Raw genomic sequence first — 20,841 nt, forward strand, 5'->3', positions numbered from 1 at the left:
CGCCCCTGCCGACAACCGCCTTATTGCGTGGCCTGCCAGCCGCCGCCCAGCGCCTGGATCAGCGCCACCGCCGTGGTCTGGCGGTCGGCCTGCGCCTGCACCAGCTGGCGCCTTGCCGACAGCGCAGTGACCTGCGCATTGACCACATCGGTATAGCCGACCTGGCCGGCGTTGTAGCGGTTGAGCATCTGCTGCTCGACCTGATCGGCCGCATTCGAGGCCTGGCGGCGCAGGTCAAGCTGCTCAGCCAGCGCGCGCGTGGCCGACAGCTGATCCTCCACCGCGCCGAACGCGCTCAAGACGGTCTGGCGATAGCGCGCAACGGCTGCCTCGTGCGACGCTTTCGCCGCATCCACGCTGGCCGTGGTGGCGCCGGCGTTGAACAGCGTTTGCGCGGCCGACACGCCGAGCGACCACAGGCTGGTCGAGGCGTTGAACAAATCGCCGACGCGGCTGGCGTTCGAGCCGTAGGAGCCGGTCAGGTTCAGGCTCGGATAATAAGCCGAGCGGGCTATGCCGATCTGCTCGTTGGCCAGCGCCACGCGCCGTTCGGCCGCCGCAATATCGGGCCGGCGCTGCAACAGCGTCGATGGCACGCCCAGCGGCACATCAGGCACCGTCAGCGTCCATGGCGCGGCGGCCAGGCTGAAGTCGGCCGGCGCGCGGCCCACCAGGATGGCAATTGCGTGTTCGAGCTGGGCGCGCTGGCGCACCTGGCTCGACAAATCGATCTGCGCGTTGGCCAGCTGTGTCTGCGCTTGCAGCAGGTCGGACTTGGCGGCGATGCCGGAATTGAAGCGGTTGCCGGTGATATCGAGCACGCGCCGGTAGCCCTCGATGGTGGTATTGAGCAGCGCGATCTGCGCATCGCTCTGGCGCAGCGAAAAGTAATTGGTGGCCAGTTCGCCCTGCGCCGACAGGCGCGCTGCGGCCAGGTCAGCCGCGCTGGCGGCGGCACTGGCGTCGGCGCCGGTCACGCCGGCGCGCAGCTTGCCCCACACGTCCGGCTCCCAGCTGGCGCCCAGCGAGGAGCGGTAGCTGTTGCTGGTCTGCTGCTCGCCACCACCGCCCGAGCGCGTGCCGCTGCCATTGAGCGTCACGGTCGGGAACAGCGAGGCGCGCTGTTCGCGCACCAGCGCGCGCGCCTGTTCATAGGACGCAATCGCGGCGGCCACGTTCTGGTTCGATACTTCCACGCTGTCGGCAAGCAGGTTCAGCTGGGCGTCGCCAAACAGCGTCCACCACGGACCGCGCTCAAGCGTATCGGCTGGCGCCGCCGGCTGCCAGCCGGCCGCTTCCTTGAACGTCTGCGGCGCAGCAGCGGTCGGCACTTGATAGACAGGGCTGACGGCGCAGCCAGCCAGCAGGACGAAAGCGCTGGCGGCGGCCAGCGACTGGACGCGGCGCAGCGGCGTGGAAAACTTCTCGATTTTTACTTGCTTCATGATGATGTGCTCAGGTTATCTGGCCCGGGAATGCGGCTCAATTGCTGCTCGTCGGGGCTGCGTTTGCGCAGTTTGTCGAGCAGGATATAGACCACCGGGGTGGTCAGCAATGTCAATAACTGGCTGGCAATCAGGCCGCCAATAATGGCAACCCCCAAAGGCTGGCGCAACTCGGAGCCCTCGCCGAAACCGATTGCCAGCGGCAAGGCGCCAAGCGCTGCCGCCAGTGTGGTCATCAGGATCGGACGGAAGCGCAGCAAACACGCTTCACGGACCGCTTCGACGGCAGTCAGACCGCGCGAGCGCTCGGCCTCCAGTGCGAAGTCGATGATCAATATAGCATTTTTCTTGACAATGCCGATCAACAAAAACACCCCGATCAGCGCAATGATGGAAAACTCCATGCGAAACAGCAGCAGCGCCAGCACCGCGCCGACGCCGGCCGACGGCAGCGTCGACAGCACCGTGATCGGATGGATCAGGCTTTCATACAGGATGCCCAGCACGATATAGATCACCACGATGGCGGCCAGGATCAACAGCGGCTGCTCCTTGTTGCTGTCCTGCGCACTCTTGGCCGAACCCTGGAAGCTGCCGCGCACATTGACCGGCATGCCGATCTCGGATTCGGCCTGCGCCACCGCTGCCTGGCCGTCGCCCAGCGTATAACCGTCGGCCAGGTTGAACGACACGGTGGTGGCCAGTTCGCCGCCCTGATGGTTGATCGAGGTGGCGGTCGAGCTTTCGGCAAAGGTGCTGAACGACGACAGCGGCACCATAGTGGACATGGTGGTAGCCAGCGCCGTACCGCTGGACGGATCGCGCGCCGCCGTGGTGTTCGAGGTGGTAGCCGACACCGCCGAACTGACCGCGCTGGTCGTGGTGGTGGTATTGGCCGCATTCGAGGCCGGCACATACACCGAGCGCAGCGCCTCGGGACTTTGCGCGTAGCGCGGCGCCACTTCCATGATCACGTGATATTGATTGAGTTCGCTATAGATGGTGGCGACCTGGCGCTGGCCGAAGCTGTTGTAGAGCGCATTGTCGATATCGCGCACCTGCACTCCCAGTTCGGTGGCACGGTCCTTGTCGATCGACACATACGTTTCCACGCCGTTCTCGGCCTGGTCGGTATCGACGTCGGTCAGGGCCGGCTGCTGCTTCATCTGGTCGGCCAGCTTTGCCGCCCATTTTTTCAGGTCGGCCTGGTTGTCGCTGATCAGGGTGTACTGATAGGTCGAGTTCGACGAGCGGCCCCCCATGCGCAAATCCTGCACCGGATTGAGGAACAGCGAAATGCCGCTGACCTTGGCCAGTTGCGGGCGCAGGCGGGCGATCACGGCCTGGCCCTTGTCGGTGCGCTGCGAGGCCGGTTTCAGGTTGATGAACATGAAGCCGCCGCCAGCGCGGCTGCCGCCGGTAAAGCCCACCACCGTATCGACCGCCGGATCGTTCTTGATGATATTGACCAGTTCGCGCAGCTTGCCCTGCATGGCCTGGAACGAGATGCTCTGGTCGGCGCGCATGCCGCCGTTGATCTGGCCCGTATCCTGCTGCGGGAAAAAGCCCTTGGGCGCGGCCGCAAACAGATACACGTTCAGGCCCACCACGAATACCAGGATGGTCATGACCAGCGCGGCACTCGACAGCGCCCAGTCCAGGCAATGCTCGTAGAATGTGAGCATGCGCTCGAAGCCGCGCTCGAACCAGCGCGCCACGGCGCCGGGCGGCTTGTGCTGCTCGCCGTTTTTCAGCAGCCAGGCGCACATCATCGGCGTGGTGGTCAGTGAAATGACCAGCGAAATCATCACCGCAGCCGACAGGGTCACGGCAAACTCGCGGAACAATCGCCCCACCTGGCCGCCCATAAACAGCAGCGGAATAAACACCGCCACCAGCGACAGGCTGATCGACAGCACGGTGAACCCCACTTCGCGCGCCCCCAGCAGCGCGGCCTTGAAGCGGTCCATGCCGGCCTCGATATGGCGCTGGGTGTTTTCCAGCACCACGATGGCGTCGTCGACCACGAAACCGGTGGCCACCGTCAGCGCCATCAGCGACAGGTTGTTGAGCGAAAAGCCCAGCGCATACATCACGCCAAAAGTACCAAGCAGCGAGACAATGGTGGCCACCGCCGGAATGATGGTGGCGCGCACGCTGCGCAAAAACGCGCTGACCACCAGCACCACCAGCACGATCGACAGAATCAATGTGAACTCGATTTCATGCAGGGACGAGCGGATCGAATTAGTGCTGTCGGACGCCACCTGCAGCTTGATGTCGCCGGGCAGTTGCGCCTGCAATTCGGGCAGCAGCGCGCGCACGCCATCGACGGTGGCAATCACGTTGGCGCCCGGCTGGCGCGTGATCAGCACGATTACCGCCGGCTCGCCATTAAAGAGGCCCAGCGTATTGTTGTTCTCCACGCCGTCGACCACCTCGGCCACGTCATCGAGACGGATGGCGGCGCCGTCGCGCCAGGCCACCACCAGGCTGCGATAGTCGGCCGCACTGCGCCCGCCCGAGGCAGTGCTGGCGCCCGAATACACCTGCAGGCTGCGCTCATCGCCGGTAATGGCCCCCTTGGGCCGGTTGGCGTTGCTGGCCTGGATCGCCGCGCGCACGTCCTCCATCGAGACGGCGTAGTGATTGAGCTGGTACGGCAGCAGTTCCACGCGTACGGCCGGCAGCGAGCCGCCGCCCAGCTCCACGTCGCCCACGCCTTTGACCTGGGCCACTTTCTGCTGCACCAGGTTCGACACGGCATCGTAAATCTGGCCCGGCGTGCGCGTTTTCGAGGTCAGCGCCAGGATCACCACCGGCGCATCCGACGGATTGGCCTTGCGGTAGGTCGGGTTGCTGCGCAGGGTCGCCGGCAGGTCGGCGCGCGAAGCCGAAATGGCCGCCTGCACTTCACGCGCGGCGGCATCGATCTTGCGGTTCAGGTCGAACTGCAGGTTGATGCGGGTCGAGCCGCTGCCGGACGACGAGGTCATCTCGTTGACGCCCGAAATTACCCCCAGGCGCCGCTCGAGCGGCGTAGCCACCGAACTGGCCATGGTTTCCGGACTGGCGCCAGGCAGGCTGGCGCTGACCGAAATGGTTGGATAATCGACCTGCGGCAGCGGCGAGACCGGCAGCACGAAAAACGCGCCGATGCCGGCCAGCGCAATGCCGATGGTCAGCAGGACGGTGGCAATCGGCCGCTTGACAAACGGGGAGGACAGATTCACGCGGTGCTCCCGGTTCCGGTATCGGCCTTGTCCAGATTGACCGCGCCTTTTTTCGGCCCGAAACGCTGGCCCAGGCGGTCAAACGCCAGGTAGATTACCGGCGTGGTAAACAGCGTCAGGATCTGGCTGAGGATCAGCCCGCCAAAGATGGCCAGTCCCAACGGACGGCGCAGTTCGGCGCCCTCGCCCCAGCCCAGCATCAACGGCACGGCGGCAAACAGGGCGGCCAGAGTCGTCATCAGGATCGGACGGAAGCGCAGCAACGCGGCCTGGTGAATCGCCTCCTGCGGGCTCTTGCCCTCGTCGCGCTCGGCCTCGATGGCAAAGTCGATCATCATGATGGCGTTCTTTTTCACGATGCCGATCAACAGGATAATGCCGATAATGCCGATCACGCCCAGGTCCTGGCCCGACACCATCAGCGCCAGCAGCGCGCCCACGCCGGCCGACGGCAGCGTCGACAGAATCGTCAGCGGGTGGATATAGCTTTCATACAGCACGCCGAGCACGATATACACGCACACCACGGCAGCGAGGATCAGCCACAGCTGGTTCGACAGCGAGTTTTCATACGCACCGGCAGCGCCGAGGAAAGTCAGCGAGACGGACGCCGGCATGGCGATCTCTTTTGCCGCTTCGCGCACCGCCTCGACGGCGCGGCCCAATGCCACGCCCTTGGCCGTATCGAAGCCCAGCGTGGTGGCCGGATACTGCGCCACGTGCGTGATTTGCAGCGGCGCCTGTTTTTCGGTCACGCTGGCAAACGCCGACAGCGGCGTGGACTTGCCGGCGCCGGTACGCACCTGCAGGTCGCCCAGTTTTTCCGGCGTGGTAATGATGCCGGGCGCCGCTTCCAGGATTACGCGGTACTGGTTGGTCTCGGTAAAGATGGTCGAGATAATGCGCTGGCCAAAGGCGTTGTAGAGCGCATCGTCGACGGTGGCGGTGGTGACCGACATGCGCGCAGCGCTGTCGCGGTCAATCGACACATTGACGGCTGCGCCGGTGGCGCCGGCGTCGGTCACCACATTGCGCAGCTGCGCTTTGTCACGCATGCGTGCAGCGAGCTTGTTGGCCCATTCAGTGACGGTGGCGGTATCGGCGCCTTCGAGCGAGACGCGGTACTGGGTCGGCCCCGATTCGGAGTCGATGGTCAGGTCCTGCGTCGGCTGCAGATACAGCGTCACGCCAGCCACCTTGGCCACGCGTTCACGCAGGCGCTCCATGATGTCGTCCTGGCTATCGCTGCGCGAGCGCTTCAGGTTGATCAGCATGCTGCCCGTATGGAGCATGGTGTTGTTGGCCGCGTCCACACCAACCAGCGAACTTAAGGTCTCCACATCGGGGTCTTCCAGCAGCGCGCTCGCTGCTGCCTGCTGCAGGCTGGCCATGCGTTCGTACGACACCGCCTGCGCCGTTTCCAGGCGCGCCTGCAACTGACCGGTATCCTGCGTCGGGAACAGGCCTTTCGGGATGGTCATGTACAGGATCACGGTCAGCACCAGCGTGGCCAGCGCCACGATCAGGGTCAGTCCCTGGCGTTTGAGCACCCACACCAGCGCATGGTCGTAGCGCACAATCACGCGATCGAAAAAGGCCTGGATGCGCTGGCCGGACGCGCCGATTTTTTCATCCGCATGGCTTTTGAGCCAGCGCGCCGACATCATCGGCACCAGCGTCAGCGAGACCACGGCCGAAATCAGAATGGTGATGGCCAGCGTCATGGCAAACTCGCGGAACAGACGGCCCACCACATCGCCCATGAACAAGAGCGGGATCAGTACGGCGATCAGCGAGACCGTCAGCGAGATAATCGTAAAGCCGATCTGCGAGGCGCCCTTCAGGGCTGCGGCCATCGGCGTTTCGCCCTCTTCGATATAGCGCGCGATATTTTCAATCATCACGATGGCGTCATCGACCACGAAGCCGGTGGCAATCGTCAGCGCCATCAGCGACAGGTTGTTCAGGCTATAGCCGAGCAAATACATCACACCGCAGGCGCCGATCAGCGAGATCGGCACCGACAGGCTGGCAATCACGGTGGCGCGCAGGCTGTGCAGGAAGGCAAAGATCACCAGCACCACCAGCACGATGGAGGCCAGCAGTTCCAGTTCCACGTGTTCGACCGAGGCGCGGATGCCGGTGGTGCGGTCGCTCAGCACCTCGAGCTTCATGGCGGCCGGCAGGCTTTGCTGCAGCTCGGGCAGGAGTGCCTTGATGGCGTCAACCGTCTTGATCACATTGGCGCCAGGCTGGCGCTGCACGTTAAGGATAATCGCCGGCTGCTTGCCCGACCAGGCGCCCAGGCGCGTGTTCTCGGCACTGTCGACCACCTTGGCCACGTCGGACAGGCGCACCGGGGCGCCGTTCTTGTAGGTGATGATCAGCTTCTTGTAGTCGTCGGCGGTGACCAACTGATCGTTGGCGTTGATCGTAAACGAGCGCGTGGGGCCGTCAAAACTGCCCTTGGCGCTGTTGACGTTGGCCGAAGCGATGGCGGTGCGCAGGCTGTCCAGACCCAGGCCATAGGAAGCGAGCAGGTTGGTGTCGCCCTGGATGCGCACGGCCGGGCGCTGGCCGCCCGACAGCGACACCAGGCCCACGCCGCTGACCTGGCTGATCTTGAGCGCCAGGCGCGTGTTGACGATGTTTTGCACCTGCGTGAGCGGCATGGTGTCGGAGGTAATGGCCAGCGTCAGCACGGGCGCGTCGGCCGGATTAACCTTGGCGTACACCGGCGGCGCCGGTAAGTCGGTGGGCAGCAAGGACCCGCCGGCATTGATGGCGGCCTGCACTTCCTGCTCGGCCACGTCGAGCGTCTGGCCCAGCGTGAACTGCAGCGTGATAATCGACACGCCGGCAGCACTGGTCGAACTCATGCGCTGCAGGCCTGCCATCTGGCCGAACTGGCGCTCGAGCGGCGCCGTCACGGTCTGGCCCATCACTTCGGGGCTGGCGCCCGGATACAGCGTCTGCACCTGGATGGTGGGGAAATCAACCTGCGGCAAGGCCGCCAGCGGCAGGAACTTGAAACCCACCAGGCCGGCCAGCACAATGGCCAGCATCAATAGCGCCGTGGCAACCGGGCGCTTGATAAACGGAGTCGATGGACTCATTGCGCGGCACCCTTGGCGGCATCACCTTTCGCCGGCGTGGCCACTGGCGCGCTGGCGGCAGCAGACGCTGCAGCGCCGGAGGCACCGGCGGCGCCGGAGGCACCGGCGGCGCCAGCGGCGCCTTCGGCATGCTGGCGGCGATGGCGGCGCTCGCCATTGCCCGCGCCAGCACCGCCCATGCCGGCCGGCTTGTCGCCAGCGAGCATCACTTTGGCGCCTTCCTTCAGGCGGTCGGCGCCTTCGGTAATGACCTGCTCGCCCGCTTCCAGACCGGCGCGAATTTCCACCATGTCGGTGGTGGCCTGGCCGCGCGTGACCATGCGCACGGTGACGGTCTTGTCGGCTTTGAGCACATACACGAAGTCGCCATTGTTACTGTGACGCAGGGCTGTGACCGGCACCAGCACGGCGCCGACGATATTGCCCATCTCCAGGCGCACATTGACGAACTGGCTGGGGAACAGCGCCATCTTGTCATTGGCGTAGCGGGCCTTGGCGCGCACGGTGCCGGTCTGCACGTCGACCTGGTTGTCGAGCGCACTCAAGGCGCCCTTGTCAAGCGTGATGGTGCGCGTGCGGTCGAGCGCCACGGCCGGCAGCGCGGTACCGGAATTGAGCCGTTCCTGGATGGTTTGCGCCTTGTCCTGCGGCACCGAGAACTGCACGTCGATCGGCGAGAGCTGGGTCACGACCACTACCCCGCCGGTATCGCTGGTGCTGACCAGGTTGCCGATATCGACCACCTTCAGCCCTGCCCTGCCGCTGATCGGCGAAACCACCTTGGTGTAGCCCAGATTGAGCCGCGCCGTGCCTTCGGCTGCACGGTCGGTCATGACTGTACCTTCGAGCTGCTTGACCAGCGCGGCCTGGGTATCGACATCCTGGCGGGCAATCGAGTCCTGGCCCAGCAGGGTCTGGTAGCGCTTCAGGGTCAGGCGCGCATTGTCCAGCTGTGCCTCGTCGCGCTGGCGCTGGCCGGTAGCCTGCATCAGGGCCATTTCAAACTGCGCCGGCTCGATCAGCGCCACCACCTGGCCCGCCTTGACCATGCCGCCTTCCTTGAATCTGATCTCCTTGAGGATGCCCGACACCTGCGGGCGCACCGTCACGGTCGATGCCGCCGTCACCGTGCCCAGCGCATCGAGCACCACCGGCAAGTCGGACTTGACGGCGGTCGCCACGCCCACGGTGGTCGAGGGCGGACCACGGCGCCCGCCCGGGCCGCCGGCACCGGGACCACCAGGTCCGCCAGGGCCACCGGCCATGCTGGCGCCAGCCTTTGCACTGCTGCCAGAGTGCGTCAGGTACCAGGCGGCGCCGCCCAGCGCGGCCATCACGGCCAGCGCCATCACGGTGCCGACGATTTTGGAACGGCGGCTGCGCCGTGCAGGTGTGACCGGGGTATGCGTATCCATTACTCTTCCTTTTATAGGCCGCTGGCACGGCGTTTGTTTGTGTGTTTGCTGGTGGCGCCGGCCGAGGTTTGCACACTCAGGACAACTGCCGCAATCAGGTTTTTCTTGCAATCTTGACGGGATTTCAAGAGCTGAAAATCAGCTGAAAAAACATCGGCCTCCCATCGAGCGAGGACTCTAGCATAGTCATGTAACTGTTTCATTTCTGACTGAAACAATTGGCGACAGCAATAAGGTGGGCCAGGCATCATAGGCACGCAAATATGAGGCTTGCAAGGGGAATGCCACGCACAGCAGCGTTGGCAGAAGTACTAATGCAGATACAAACTCGCTACAAATCTCCTGCCTTTGCCGCTGTTCCATCACAAAACCTTTACGCCGCTTTACAGCACCGCAATAAAAACAAGCCGGCATGACCGGCTTGTTTCGTGAGTGGCAACGACAGCAAACGCTATTTGCCGCCCATCGGATCGTTGCACAGGCAATGCGTGAGCGCCATGAACGGCTTGCGCTCGCGCGTCATGTCCGACAACCAGGCCAGGTCAGTGGCCACGCCCAGCGCTGCCTGCGGCGGCAGGCCGGTCGAGGCCATTCCCAGCCGGACATGCTCACCCAGGCCCAGCGAGGCCATGGCTTTCGAGCCGAACATGCCGAGGAAACGGTCGAAATTCGATACTTCAGGCTCCAGGTAGGCAACGCGATAGTCGCTGCCCAGCTTGGCGCGCCTGGCGGCCGACGCCAGCGCGTCGCCATAGCTGCCGATACGGTCGACCAGGTTGCGGTCCTTGGCCTGCAGGCCGGTCCAGACGCGTCCCTGCGCCACTTCATTGATTTTTTCCGGCGTGGTCTTGCGCGCTTTGGCGGCGATATTGATGAAGTCGCCATACACATGGTTGATCGAGCCCTGCACCACTTTGGCAAAGCGCGGGTCGAGCGGACGCAGCGGGTTGCCGGCGTCGGCCAGCCAGGTGGTCGGCGCGCCGGCGGTGTGGATGCCCAGCTTGTCGACCACTTTTTCCGCGGTTGGCAAAATGGCAAACACGCCGATTGAACCGGTAATGGTGGCGGCATCGGCAATCACTTCGTCGGAGGCGGTGCTGATCCAGTAGCCGCCGGAAGCAGCCACGTTACCCATCGAAACCACCACCGGCTTGCCGGCGGCGCGCGTCAGTTCCAGTTCGCGGCGGATCAGTTCTGAGCCGAAGGCACTGCCGCCAGGCGAATCGACGCGCAGCACGATGGCCTTGATGGACTTGTCTTCGCGTGCCTGGCGGATCAGGCGCGACGTCGACAGGCCGCCGATTTCACCGGCCGGCGCCATGCCGTCGCCGATCTCGCCCGAGGCCACCACCACGCCAACGGCGTCGCCCATCATGTTCGGACGCAGGCGCGCCAGGTAGTCGCTGTACGACACCTGACGGAAACTGTTGCCGTCGATATCTTTGGCGCCGCGCGTCATCATCATCTGGCGCAGTTCGTCACGCGTTTTCAGGCCGTCGACCAGCTTGGCGTCCAGCGATACCTTGGCCATATTACCGCCGGCCGCTTCAAGCATTTCGGGCAGCTGGTTGATCGAATTCATGATGGCGCCGGCCGGCAGCTTGCGCGATTTTTCCACATCAGTCGTATATGTCGCCCACAGGCCGTCATTCAGATAACGCTCGGCTTCGGCTGCGGCCTCCGACGGCCCGTTGGCAATATATGGCTCGGCAGCACTCTTGTAGGCGCCTACCTTGAGCAGGTTGACCGTGACGCCGACCTTGTCGAGCGCATCGCGGTAGTAATTGCGGTAGCGGCCAAAACCCTCAATCAGCACGCCGCCCATCGGATGCAGATACACTTCGTTGGCCCTGGCGGCCAGCAGGTACTGGCGCTGGTTGTAGTTCGAGCCCCAGGCCACCACTTGCTTGCCGGTGGCGCGGAAGCGCGCGATGCCGGCCGCCACTTCGCGCAGCGACGCCAGGCCGCCACCTTCGAGATCGTCGAGCATCAGCACCATGGCGCCGATCTTGGGGTCCTTGCCAGCCATGTCCAGCACTGCCAGCACGTCGCGCAGCTGTACGCTTTTCCTGACGTCGCCGCTGACATTGGCCAGCACCGCATCGCGCACCCCGCCAGGCGTCTCTTCGACCAGCGGCCCTTTCAGGCTCAGCACCAGCGTGGTCTTGTCCTGCAACGGCTTGGCGCCGCCGCCAAAGATGCCGATCAGGATAGCGACCACCACCAGCAGGAAGATCAGGTTGAAGACCGCGCGGCGCGTGGCGTCCAGCGCGCGCCAGCAGGCAGCCAGCCCGCGGCGCAGTGGCGGAAAGGGATTCAGTGACATCGATGCTCCGTATTGATTTGGCTAAAAAATCAATATAACTGAAAACTGCCGCCACCGGCTAATCTGACAGCAGTACCGCGCCCTTTTCAGCCGGCACGGAAATGAGCATCAACCCTGCCAGCACCAGTGCGCCATTAAGCAGCAGCAGCTCCAGTCCCAGGCGGTAATGCTCGAACAGCAGCGCCTGCTCCTGTTCGATCAGCGCGCACAGCAGCGGGCCGGCCACGCACACCAGCGGCACCCAGCGCCCGCGCACGCCGCGCCGGCACAGCAGGCCGAACATGAACAGGCCCAGCAACGGCCCATAGGTGTAGCTGGCCAGCTTCAGGATCACGCCGATCATGCTGGGGCTGTCGATCCATTTGAAGGCCATGATCAGCAGCAGGAACAGCGCGGTAAAACCCAGGTGCACGCGTTGGCGCCAGCGCGTCTGCGTGGCCTGGTCGAGCCCGCTCCTGCGCGGCAAGCCCAGTATATCGATGCAGAACGTCGAGGTCAGCGCCGTGAGTGCCCCATCGACGCTGGGAAACAGCGCGGAAATCAAGGCAATAAAGAAGATCAGCTGCACCAAGACCGGAAAATGGCCGAGCACCACCGCCGGAAACAGCTTGTCGCCGGTGGCTGCAATACCGGCCGCCGGCGCATACAGGTGCAGCAGGCCACCCAGGAACAGGAACAGCAGCAGCACGCCGGTCAATATCACGGTCAGGGTCAGCATGTTTTTCTGCGAGTCGCGCAAGGTCCGTACCGAGATATTTTTCTGCATCATCTCCTGGTCCATGCCGGTCATGGCGATCGTGATAAACATGCCGGCCACGATATGCTTCCACACGTAGCCGGGGCTGTCAGGATCGGTATTGAACACCCGCGCCAGGCCCTGCAAACGCATCTGCTCCAGGCTTTCCAGCGGCGACAGATTCATCTCGCGCAGCAGCCAGAACGTGCAGATCACCAGCCCGGCCAGCATGCAGGCCGTCTGCAGCGTATCGGTCCAGACGATGGTCTTGACGCCGCCTTCATAGGTATAGAGCCAGATCAGCAGCAGCACCACGCAGGCAGTCAGCCAGAACGGCACGCCCAGGCTGTCAAGAATCGTGGCCTGCAAGATATTGACCACCAAATACAGGCGCGCCGTCGCCCCCAGCAGGCGCGACAGGATAAAAAAGGCCGCCCCGCTCTGGCCGGCACGCCGCCCCAGGCGCAGTTCCAGGTAGCGGTAGATGGAGGTCAGTTGCAGCCGGTAATACAGCGGCAGCAGGATAAAGGTAATGGCAAGGTAGCCGAGTACATAACCGATCATCAGCTGGATATAGCCGAAGCCACTGCTGCCGACGGCGCCCGGCACGCTGATAAAGGTCACGCCGGTCAGCGTGGTGCCCACCATGCCGAAGGCCACCAGCATCCAGTTGCTGTTCTTGTTGCCGATAAAAAAACTGTCATTGTTGGCGCGGCGCGCCGTACGCCTGGCCACGCCCAGCAGGATCAGGAAATAGGCAAGCACGACGGAAAACAGCAGGATCGGTGACATGAAGGTGCGAACGGCAAGGATGGACAGGGACGGGAATATACACTACCCGCGTTGAAGCGGCTGCGGGACGCAGCGCGGTCAGTTGCTCCACGCGCGTCATGGAAAAAGAGAAGACGATGTAGCAGACGGCAGTCATCCGGATATACGGCACCGTCGGTTGCAGACACATCGGCAGCAGTGGTTTAAATTCTTCGCTGTTTTTGTCTACAAGAAATTTTCTAATTTATTTAAGAATTCGCGTAACGTGAAAAAGAAAAATTATTGAATTTTTTTTGATTTTTTAATACCATGTGCAGTCACATTCAGTGAGAAATGGTGGAGATAGAAATGATCGCAAGTGAACTCGTTCTGGATTACCTCACTGCGGAGCGGGAACTGATCTCGCATGCTCTGCGAACATTGCAAGAAAGAACCGCGATCACGGGATCTGTCACCACGGTTGAGCCTTTCAGATCTGATCAGCCGCAGGCCGATGCCACAATCAGATTGCAGCATCCTAACGGCACACACCGTTACTGGGTCGAATGCAAATCATCGATTGATCGCAAGGAACATCTGAACAAAGTGCGGCAACAGCTGACACGGCTCGGAGAGGACGGTCTGCTGATCACGCCCTACCTCAGCAGGGAACTGGCCGAATACTGCAGGACAATAGACCTGCAGTTCATCGATCTGTCTGGCAACGCATATTTGCATGCACCAGGTCTCTTTGTCTTTATGACTGGCGAAAAACGTAGCCCGGTTCGCCTTGCCAATGACGAACCCAAGGGACTTACGAACTCAGCAACATTGCGCGTGGTCTTTGCAGTGCTTTCACAGCCCGCCCTTCTCAATTCATCATTCAAGTCCATTGCAGGCGCCGCTGGCGTGTCACTGGGTACTGCCTACAATGTGCTGAACGATTTACAGCGTCGGGGTTACCTGATTGATTCCGGCGGTGCCGGACGTAGAAAGCTGCTGGAGCCAGATCGGCTGATCAATGAATGGGCAGTCAATTTCCCGGTAACATTGCGCCCCAAACTGCATCGCAGGCGTTTCAGCGCACCTGACCCCGATTGGTGGCGGTCAGTGCAACTGGATGCTTTTCGTTACGCGTGGAGCTCGGAAGTGGCCGCCTGTAATCTGACCGGCTACCTCAAGCCATTGACGCAAACCCTTTACGTTGAGCAGGGAGATATCGATAGCGTCATCAGGATGCTGGTCAAACAACATCGACTCAAACCCGATGCCGATGGCAATATCGAAATACTGGAAGCATTCTGGCCACAAGGCGACATCGAACGCCTCCTTGCGCCACCACTGCTGGTTTACGCCGAGCTGCGGGCCTTAATGGATCCGCGCGCAGACGAAGCGGCCAACATGATCAAGGAGAAGTGCATTGACCCCACGTTTAATCAGGAATAACCGGCCCGTCGATCCCATCATTATCGATATCCTGCGTGTCGTCGCCGCCGATGCATCGGCTGACGGGATTGATTACATGCTGGTGGGCGCGACAGCAAGAGACATCCTCCTGGATCATGTGTTTGGCATTACCGCCAGGCGAGCAACCTATGATGTAGATTTTGCCGTCGCCGTGAAAAATTGGCAGCAGTTCGATGCGCTGCGCTCCAGGCTTCTGGCGCACGGAACCTTCAAGGAACAGGGCGCGGCAAAACAACGCATCTACTTCACTGGCCCGAACGGCTCTCTTTGCTATCCTCTGGACCTGGTACCGTTTGGCCCCATTGCCGAAGGCACGGGAGAAATCGCCTGGCCACCGGATATGGCGGTCATCATGAACGTTGCAGGCTATGACGATGTGCTGGCGGCCGCAGAGCACGTGAGGTTTGCCGCTGATTTTGACGGAAAGGTTGTTTCACTGGCCGGCCTCGCGATATTGAAACTTGTCGCATGGTCTGATCGGGGACGGGAAAATCCGAAAGATGCCCATGATCTGATCCACTTGATGGACAATTACACCGCAGCTGGCAATCTGGAGCGTGTCTACGATGAGGAAGGTGTGATCGAGGCCGGAGATGCCGATCCGGATTTGGCCGGTGTTTATTTACTTGGCAAAGACATCGAGCGCGTGGCAAGCGCTGAAACCCTGGCAATGCTGCTGCGAATTATCCGGCAAGACTTTGATCGGCTTTCCAATGAAATGATCAAAGCCAACCGCCATGCAGATAATGTCGGTGAACGCGTTGTGTCTCGCCTTCGACTTTTGGAAAAATCGTTGGAAGGCAGTGGAATCGAAGGTCGCTAAAAACAGAAATAACTCAAGCCAGTCCCCCCTTCAAAAGCAAGCGCCCGTCCCCTTGCGGAGACGGGCACTTTTGCTTGCCCTGCCGATTGGCAATGCGCTCAGATGCAGCGCATTATTTTGACAGTTTCACCTGCGTCAGTTCCGCCGTCAGATAGCCGACTGCGCCGCTGGCCTTGTTGTTGTAGTTGGTGTTGATAATGATATTGATCTGGTCCTTGAGCGCCGTGGGCAAGCCCGGGAAGCGGCTCCACTCGTCGCCGGCGTGCTGGAAGTTGCTCATCACGTAGGTCCAGCCGTTGATTTCGTCGACTGCGTGCAGGCCGGTCGATTCGGCGCCGGCCGGGCACGACAGCAGGCGTTCGAGCTTTTTGGTATCGACGTTGTAGGCCCACAGGAAGTTGTTCAGATGGTTGCCACTATCTTCGCCGATAAACAGGGTGCGCAGTTTTTCCGAGAACTTCAGGTTGTCCGGGCTGGCGATCTTGTCCTGGTTGGCGGTGTTGCCGAGGGCGTCGGCTGCAATATCTTCGCCGGCCAGCAGTACGCTCGATTCAAGCGGTACCCATTCGCTGTCGATTGCGGCGCCGGTGTCATCTTTCTGGCCGCCACCGAGCTTGTGCTGCACCACCGCGCCTGCGACCAGTTTCTTGAACTTGACGTTGAGGCCGGCGACATAGCCCGAACCGCCTTCGACCATCGAATCCTGGATATTGGCGTAGGCCGAGTAGGCAATCTTGTCCTTGGCGTTGACGGTCGTGCCTTCGTTCTTGGTAAAGGCCATGCTGCCGCCCTTCATTGCCGCGTAGCGATGGGTTTCCAGGAAGGCGGCGGCTTTTTCCTGGCCGGCCTTGACGCGCACCCAGGCGGTTTTCTTGTTGAGCACGATCTTGGTGTAGCTGGTGTCGTTCGGATCGCTCAATGTCGAATCCATGATGTCGGTGGCTTTGATGCCGCCATCGACCAGCGCCTTGATTTCAGCATGCGTTGCATGGCCAAGCCTGACCCATTGCAGCTTGCCGGTGGTGGTTTCGGTCAGTTGCGTGGTGTATTTGGCGATGTACAGCGTGCCGCCAGCGGCCAGGTCGGCAGCCTTGTCGGCCACGAACATGAACAGGCCGCCGTTGGTGTAGTCGTCGCCGCCAAGGATGGTGCGCTGGTCGGGCATCACCTGTACCAGCTCGCGCGAGTAGCGGCCCAGGCAGTAGTGCTTCTTGATGCTGCCGGTGCCATCCGGATTGACCGATACTTCCGGCAGGTGGCCGTAGTCGTACGGGTTGGCCGTAGCCGGGTTGCCGAACACGTTCTGGCTGTAGGCTTTCAGCACGGCCAGCGTCTGGCCACCCAGGCCCTGGTCGAACGCATCGGGTTCGTACTCTTCGCTCGACAGATGGGTGTTCCACGGCGACAGGCTGGCGCCGCAGGTGATCCACAGGCCCTTGACGGACGAGGTGTCGACGTTGTGGTACTTGACCATCGACAGCTTGCCGGTGGTCTGGTCCTGGTCCAGCGTCAGCACCGCGATCGGCGACGGCAGCGTGCCGTAGGTCGATGCGCCGGCCTGGTTGGCGGTGTTGTACTCGAACTGCACCACGGCAAACACGGCCTTGCCCTTGATGCCAGTCACGGTTGGATTGGCAATCGTCAGCATCGAGCTGCCGTCCGGCGAATCGGAGAAGAACTGGCGCTCGCGCCCTGGCAGCGAACTGTCGATGATGGGCTGGTTCTTGATGTCGAAGTAACCGCCGGCAATCACGGTGCCGCCCTTGCCGTCCGGGACGCGGTCGCCGGTCAGGAAGAAAGGCTGGTAAGCCAGGTTATAGCTGTTGCTGCTGCCATCGCTGAAGTTGACCTTGAGCTTGGAGCCGACCGTGGTGGTGGCCAGTGCGGTTGGCGAGCTGGCCGTCGGCGCAGCCATGCCGGTAAATTCTGCGGTGGTAAAGGTCGCGACCGGGGTGGCTGGCGTGGTCACCGGTGGCGTCACGGAGTCCGAGCTGCCGCCGCAGGCGGACAGCAAGGTGCTGACACCGGTCAGGCCGGCCAACGGCAACATGGGAGCGCCTGCAAACATCTGCAGCAGGCGGCGACGGGTAGATTCAGGAGCGTGATTCGACATTTTTTGTTTTTCCGTTATGAATAAATATCGTGGAACAGGCCGGCAAGGCGACGAGGCCAGATCATAAACAGGCAATATGTCAGCTTGATGACGTTGTACCGACGTCATCGAGGCGCTCAGGCAAACCGCTTAATGTCCTGCTGCATGGAGGGATTTTTCACCGGCAGCGCGCAGCGGTATCGGATTGAGGCGGTCCAGCCGGCCACTCAGGGCCGTCAGGCCAAACGCGCCCAGCACTACCAGCGCGCCGATCCAGCCGGTATGAACCAGCCCCAGTCGGTCGACAATCAGGCCGCCGCCCCAGGCGCCGCCGGCAATGCCAAGATTGAACGCGGCAATATTGAGGCCCGAGGCCACGTCGACGGCGCGCGGCGTGAAGTGTTCAGCCTGCTGCACCACATAGACCTGCAAACCGGCGACATTGCCGAAGGCTACGGCGCCCCACAGCAGCACGGTCGCCACCACCAGCACCGGATGCGGCGCGGTAAAGGTCAACAGCAGCAGCACGCCCGACAACAGCAGGAAAATCAGCTTGAGCGCGCTGACCGGGCCGCGCCTGTCGGCCAGCTTGCCGCCCCATATATTGCCAAACGCCACCGATACGCCATACACCAGCATCACCAGGCCCACGGCGCTGGCGCCAAAGCCCGACACCTGCTGCAGAATCGGCGCAAGATAGGTAAAGGCAATAAAGGAGCCGCCATAGCCAACGGCCGTCATGGCGTACACCAGCAACAGGCGCGGCTGGCCCAGCACCTGGAACTGCTGCAGCAGCGACGCCGGCTTGCTGTGGCGAATGGTCGACGGCACATACAGCAGGCTGCCGACAAACGCCACCAGGCCCAGGACCGAGACAGCCAGAAAGGTTTCGCGCCAGCCGAAATGCTGGCCGATAAACGTTCCCAGCGGCACGCCCGTGACCAGCGCCACCGTCAGGCCGGTAAACATGATGGCAATCGCACTGGCCGCCTTTTCCTTGGGCACCAGCGAGGTGGCGATGGTCGAGCCGATGGAAAAGAACACGCCATGGGCCAGGCCCGTCAGGATGCGCGCCATGATCAGGGTTTCATAGCCTGGCGACTTCCAGGCCAGCAGATTACCGAGGGTAAACAACACCATCAGCGACAACAGCAAAATCTTGCGCGGCACCTTGCCGGTCAGCGCCGTCAGTACGGGGGCGCCGACGGCCACGCCCAGCGCGTAGAGGCTGACCAGCAGGCCGGCCGAGGGCAGGCTGACTTTCAGGTCGGCGGCGATGGTGGGCAACAGGCCGACAATGACAAACTCGGTGGTACCGATGGCAAATGCGCTGATGGTCAGCGCAAGCAGGGCAATAGGCATGGAAAACACGGGAAACTCCGATAAAGTTAATGACAAGCAGTATCGGGGTTTTCTTTGTTTCTAAAAATAGCTGACCGGGCAGAACATAGTTGCGCGCATCTCAACAATTGAGCGCTCTGCTACACTGATGCGCATGGACTCTGAAAAACTGGCGCTGCTGCTGACGCGCGATATGCCGTATGGAAAATACAAGGGACGCAAGCTGGCCGACCTGCCCGGCCACTACCTGGGCTGGTTCGCGCGCGAAGGTTTTCCTTCGGGCGAACTGGGCAGCCTGTTGGCGCTGATGTACGAACTCGACCACAATGACCTGCGCAGCCTGCTCGATCCCCTGCGTCCGCCAGGCTGGCGGCGCGCCAGCGACTAACTCGACGAGGCCACGCCGCGCGCCTGCGCGGCCTTCGACCAGGCCGTGGTGTAGGACTCATAGACGCCGAAGATCTGATGCACCAGCTTGCTGCCGCCGGCCAGTACCGCGCCGGTCAGCACCACATCGACGGCGATAAAAGCGCTGTACTGCTCCTGCACCGACAGCGGCAGGCCCGCTGCCGATATCGGCGCCAGCACCACGATCTGCGACAGGAAGCGAAAGCCGGCCGCCGAGGTGATCATGCCCAGCATCAGGCCGACCCAGGTGGTGACTTTGGTGGTTTGTATGGTGTACGGCAGCAGCGCCTTTTGCTCGGCGTCGACCTTGTCGTCGGCCTGTTCGATCTGCTGGCGCGCAGCGTCGAGCAGGCCGGCGATGACCGTCTTGCGCTCGTCGGAAAGGCCAGGCGTGCTATTGAGTTCGGCCAGCAGGTCGGCGATGCGGCGCTTCTGGCGCCCGCGCTGGGCCTGCCACCAGGCGATGGTCTGCTGGTGCGCTGCCACTTGCGGCGGCGCCCACAGGGAAACAAATACTTCGATCATGCGTTCGACGAACAGCGCCACCAGCAGCATCGAGCCGAAAATACCCGGCGCCAGCGCCGCCAGATTGGCCTGAAACGCCAGCGCCCCACTTTGCCACTGCGCAGCCAGCCAGACGGCCAGCACGCACAGCAGCGCGCAAACGAACATCAAACCTTTGCCGCTCTTGCCCGGCACGCCCTCGTCTTCCATCGTTCCACCTTTCGCTTTGTGGCATCAAAAAGACGACTATAAGCACTGCAAGTGGCGACAAAATTCACGCATTGTCACAAGAGGTTAAAACGCGCGTATTTTCCTGGCCAGCATGCTGCTCAACTCGCCGCTGGCCACCAGCGCCTGCAGTTCGCTGGCGCCGCCGACCAGCACGCCATTGACAAACACCATGGGAAAAGTCGGCCAGCCGCTCCACATCTTGAGCGCATTGCGGCGATGCCACTGGCTCAGATAGCTGCCGTACTGCAGGTACTGGTAAGGCGTGCCGAGCACATCGAGTATCTTGCGCGCCTTGCGTGGAAACGGGTTCAGTGCCATGCCAACCACCACCACCTGGTGCGCGGCAATGGCCGCCTGCACTTCGCGCACGATATCGCCATGCTTGCCGCCGATGAACGGGCGGGCGGCGGGATGGATCTGGCTTTCGTCGAGTATGGCGCGGGTCATGGGGGTCCTGTAAAGAAGTGTCGTCTGATGCATTGTGACATGGAAAATCCGGGGTCAGGTCGTAATGCCGTTAAGTTAAGAGGACGGTAGGTCGGATTAACGGGGCAAAGCCCCGCGTAATCCGACAACATTGTTGGCGCCGCAGGTGTTGTCGGATTACGCCGCTACGCGGCTAATCCGACCTTGTATTATTCCTCTCATGCGGTTGATGGTGTTGCGAACAACATTAACCGCTGTCAAAATTCTTGGTAGGCATATCAAGACCGGGTAACTGGATGCTGTATCCGCCCTTAGGCTCAAAGCCAGCATCGTAGATCTCGCACCAGTTACCCACCCTCAATGTCAAGATCGGACAGTATCTTTGGCACCGGCACGCCGGTTAGCCCGCATTCACAAGGTAGATCGCAAGAGGACCACAACATGTTTCATTTAGGAATCGACGTTGCCAAGGCAAAGCTGGACTGCGCGCTGCGCCTGACCAACGGCAAGCATCGCAACAAGGTAGTA

The 20,841-nt window shown here is 62.0% G+C and carries 13 protein-coding genes; 3 read left to right on the top strand and 10 right to left on the bottom strand.

Annotation, left to right across the window (positions count from 1 at the left end; genetic code table 11):
* Positions 1-20: 20 nt before the first annotated feature.
* From GCM43_RS02920 to GCM43_RS02945, 6 genes are all read right to left on the bottom strand, one after another.
* Positions 21-1,445: an efflux transporter outer membrane subunit gene (locus GCM43_RS02920; RefSeq protein WP_152241974.1), complete on the bottom strand. Its 1,425-nt coding sequence runs from the start codon at positions 1,443-1,445 to the stop codon at positions 21-23.
* The gene (locus GCM43_RS02925) at positions 1,442-4,678 is read right to left on the bottom strand and encodes an efflux RND transporter permease subunit (RefSeq protein ID WP_152241975.1); all 3,237 of its coding nucleotides are present in this window, start codon (positions 4,676-4,678) and stop codon (positions 1,442-1,444) included. The genes GCM43_RS02920 and GCM43_RS02925 overlap by 4 nt, the downstream gene beginning before the upstream one ends.
* Positions 4,675-7,794, bottom strand: a complete 3,120-nt coding sequence (locus GCM43_RS02930) for an efflux RND transporter permease subunit (RefSeq protein WP_152241976.1) — start codon at positions 7,792-7,794, stop codon at positions 4,675-4,677. The genes GCM43_RS02925 and GCM43_RS02930 overlap by 4 nt, the downstream gene beginning before the upstream one ends.
* On the bottom strand, positions 7,791-9,209 hold the full coding sequence (locus GCM43_RS02935; protein WP_152241977.1) for an efflux RND transporter periplasmic adaptor subunit: 1,419 nt from the start codon (positions 9,207-9,209) through the stop codon (positions 7,791-7,793). Before GCM43_RS02935 ends, GCM43_RS02930 begins: the two co-directional genes overlap by 4 nt.
* A 451-nt stretch (positions 9,210-9,660) precedes the next feature.
* Positions 9,661-11,535 carry a signal peptide peptidase SppA gene (gene sppA, locus GCM43_RS02940; RefSeq protein ID WP_152241978.1) on the bottom strand — a complete coding sequence of 625 codons (1,875 nt, stop codon included), beginning with the start codon at positions 11,533-11,535 and terminating at the stop codon, positions 9,661-9,663.
* Between the two features lie 58 nt (positions 11,536-11,593).
* Positions 11,594-13,063, bottom strand: a complete 1,470-nt coding sequence (locus GCM43_RS02945; RefSeq protein ID WP_152241979.1) for a sodium:solute symporter — start codon at positions 13,061-13,063, stop codon at positions 11,594-11,596.
* Positions 13,064-13,390: 327 nt separating this feature from the next.
* Here GCM43_RS02945 and GCM43_RS02950 point away from each other — a divergent pair, with 327 nt between their 5' ends.
* Positions 13,391-14,467, top strand: a complete 1,077-nt coding sequence (locus tag GCM43_RS02950) for a type IV toxin-antitoxin system AbiEi family antitoxin (RefSeq protein ID WP_193315512.1) — start codon at positions 13,391-13,393, stop codon at positions 14,465-14,467.
* On the top strand, positions 14,442-15,311 hold the full coding sequence (locus GCM43_RS02955; RefSeq protein WP_152241981.1) for a nucleotidyl transferase AbiEii/AbiGii toxin family protein: 870 nt from the start codon (positions 14,442-14,444) through the stop codon (positions 15,309-15,311). The genes GCM43_RS02950 and GCM43_RS02955 overlap by 26 nt, the downstream gene beginning before the upstream one ends.
* 112 nt (positions 15,312-15,423) lie before the next feature.
* Here GCM43_RS02955 and GCM43_RS02960 read toward each other — a convergent pair whose 3' ends face one another.
* Both GCM43_RS02960 and GCM43_RS02965 read right to left on the bottom strand, forming a co-directional pair.
* Complete coding sequence (locus tag GCM43_RS02960) at positions 15,424-17,361, bottom strand: PhoX family protein (RefSeq protein WP_413770920.1); 1,938 nt, start codon at positions 17,359-17,361, stop codon at positions 15,424-15,426.
* 192 nt (positions 17,362-17,553) lie between these two features.
* Positions 17,554-18,765: an MFS transporter gene (locus tag GCM43_RS02965; RefSeq protein ID WP_152242047.1), complete on the bottom strand. Its 1,212-nt coding sequence runs from the start codon at positions 18,763-18,765 to the stop codon at positions 17,554-17,556.
* A gap of 133 nt (positions 18,766-18,898) precedes the next feature.
* On the opposite strand from GCM43_RS02965, the gene GCM43_RS02970 reads away from it, so the two are divergent.
* Positions 18,899-19,132 carry a DUF3820 family protein gene (locus tag GCM43_RS02970; protein ID WP_152241983.1) on the top strand — a complete coding sequence of 78 codons (234 nt, stop codon included), beginning with the start codon at positions 18,899-18,901 and terminating at the stop codon, positions 19,130-19,132.
* On the opposite strand, the gene GCM43_RS02975 is transcribed toward GCM43_RS02970, so the two are convergent.
* A complete protein-coding gene (locus GCM43_RS02975) occupies positions 19,129-19,866 on the bottom strand; it encodes a hypothetical protein (RefSeq protein ID WP_152241984.1) in 738 nt (245 codons plus the stop codon). The two genes, GCM43_RS02970 and GCM43_RS02975, sit on opposite strands and share 4 nt — an antisense overlap.
* Positions 19,867-19,950: 84 nt before the next feature.
* The gene (locus GCM43_RS02980; RefSeq protein WP_152241985.1) at positions 19,951-20,334 is read right to left on the bottom strand and encodes a glutaredoxin domain-containing protein; all 384 of its coding nucleotides are present in this window, start codon (positions 20,332-20,334) and stop codon (positions 19,951-19,953) included.
* Positions 20,335-20,841: the final 507 nt, after the last annotated feature.

This window comes from Janthinobacterium aquaticum, assembly GCF_009208565.1.
In the GTDB taxonomy this organism is placed as follows: Bacteria; Pseudomonadota; Gammaproteobacteria; order Burkholderiales; family Burkholderiaceae_D; genus Janthinobacterium.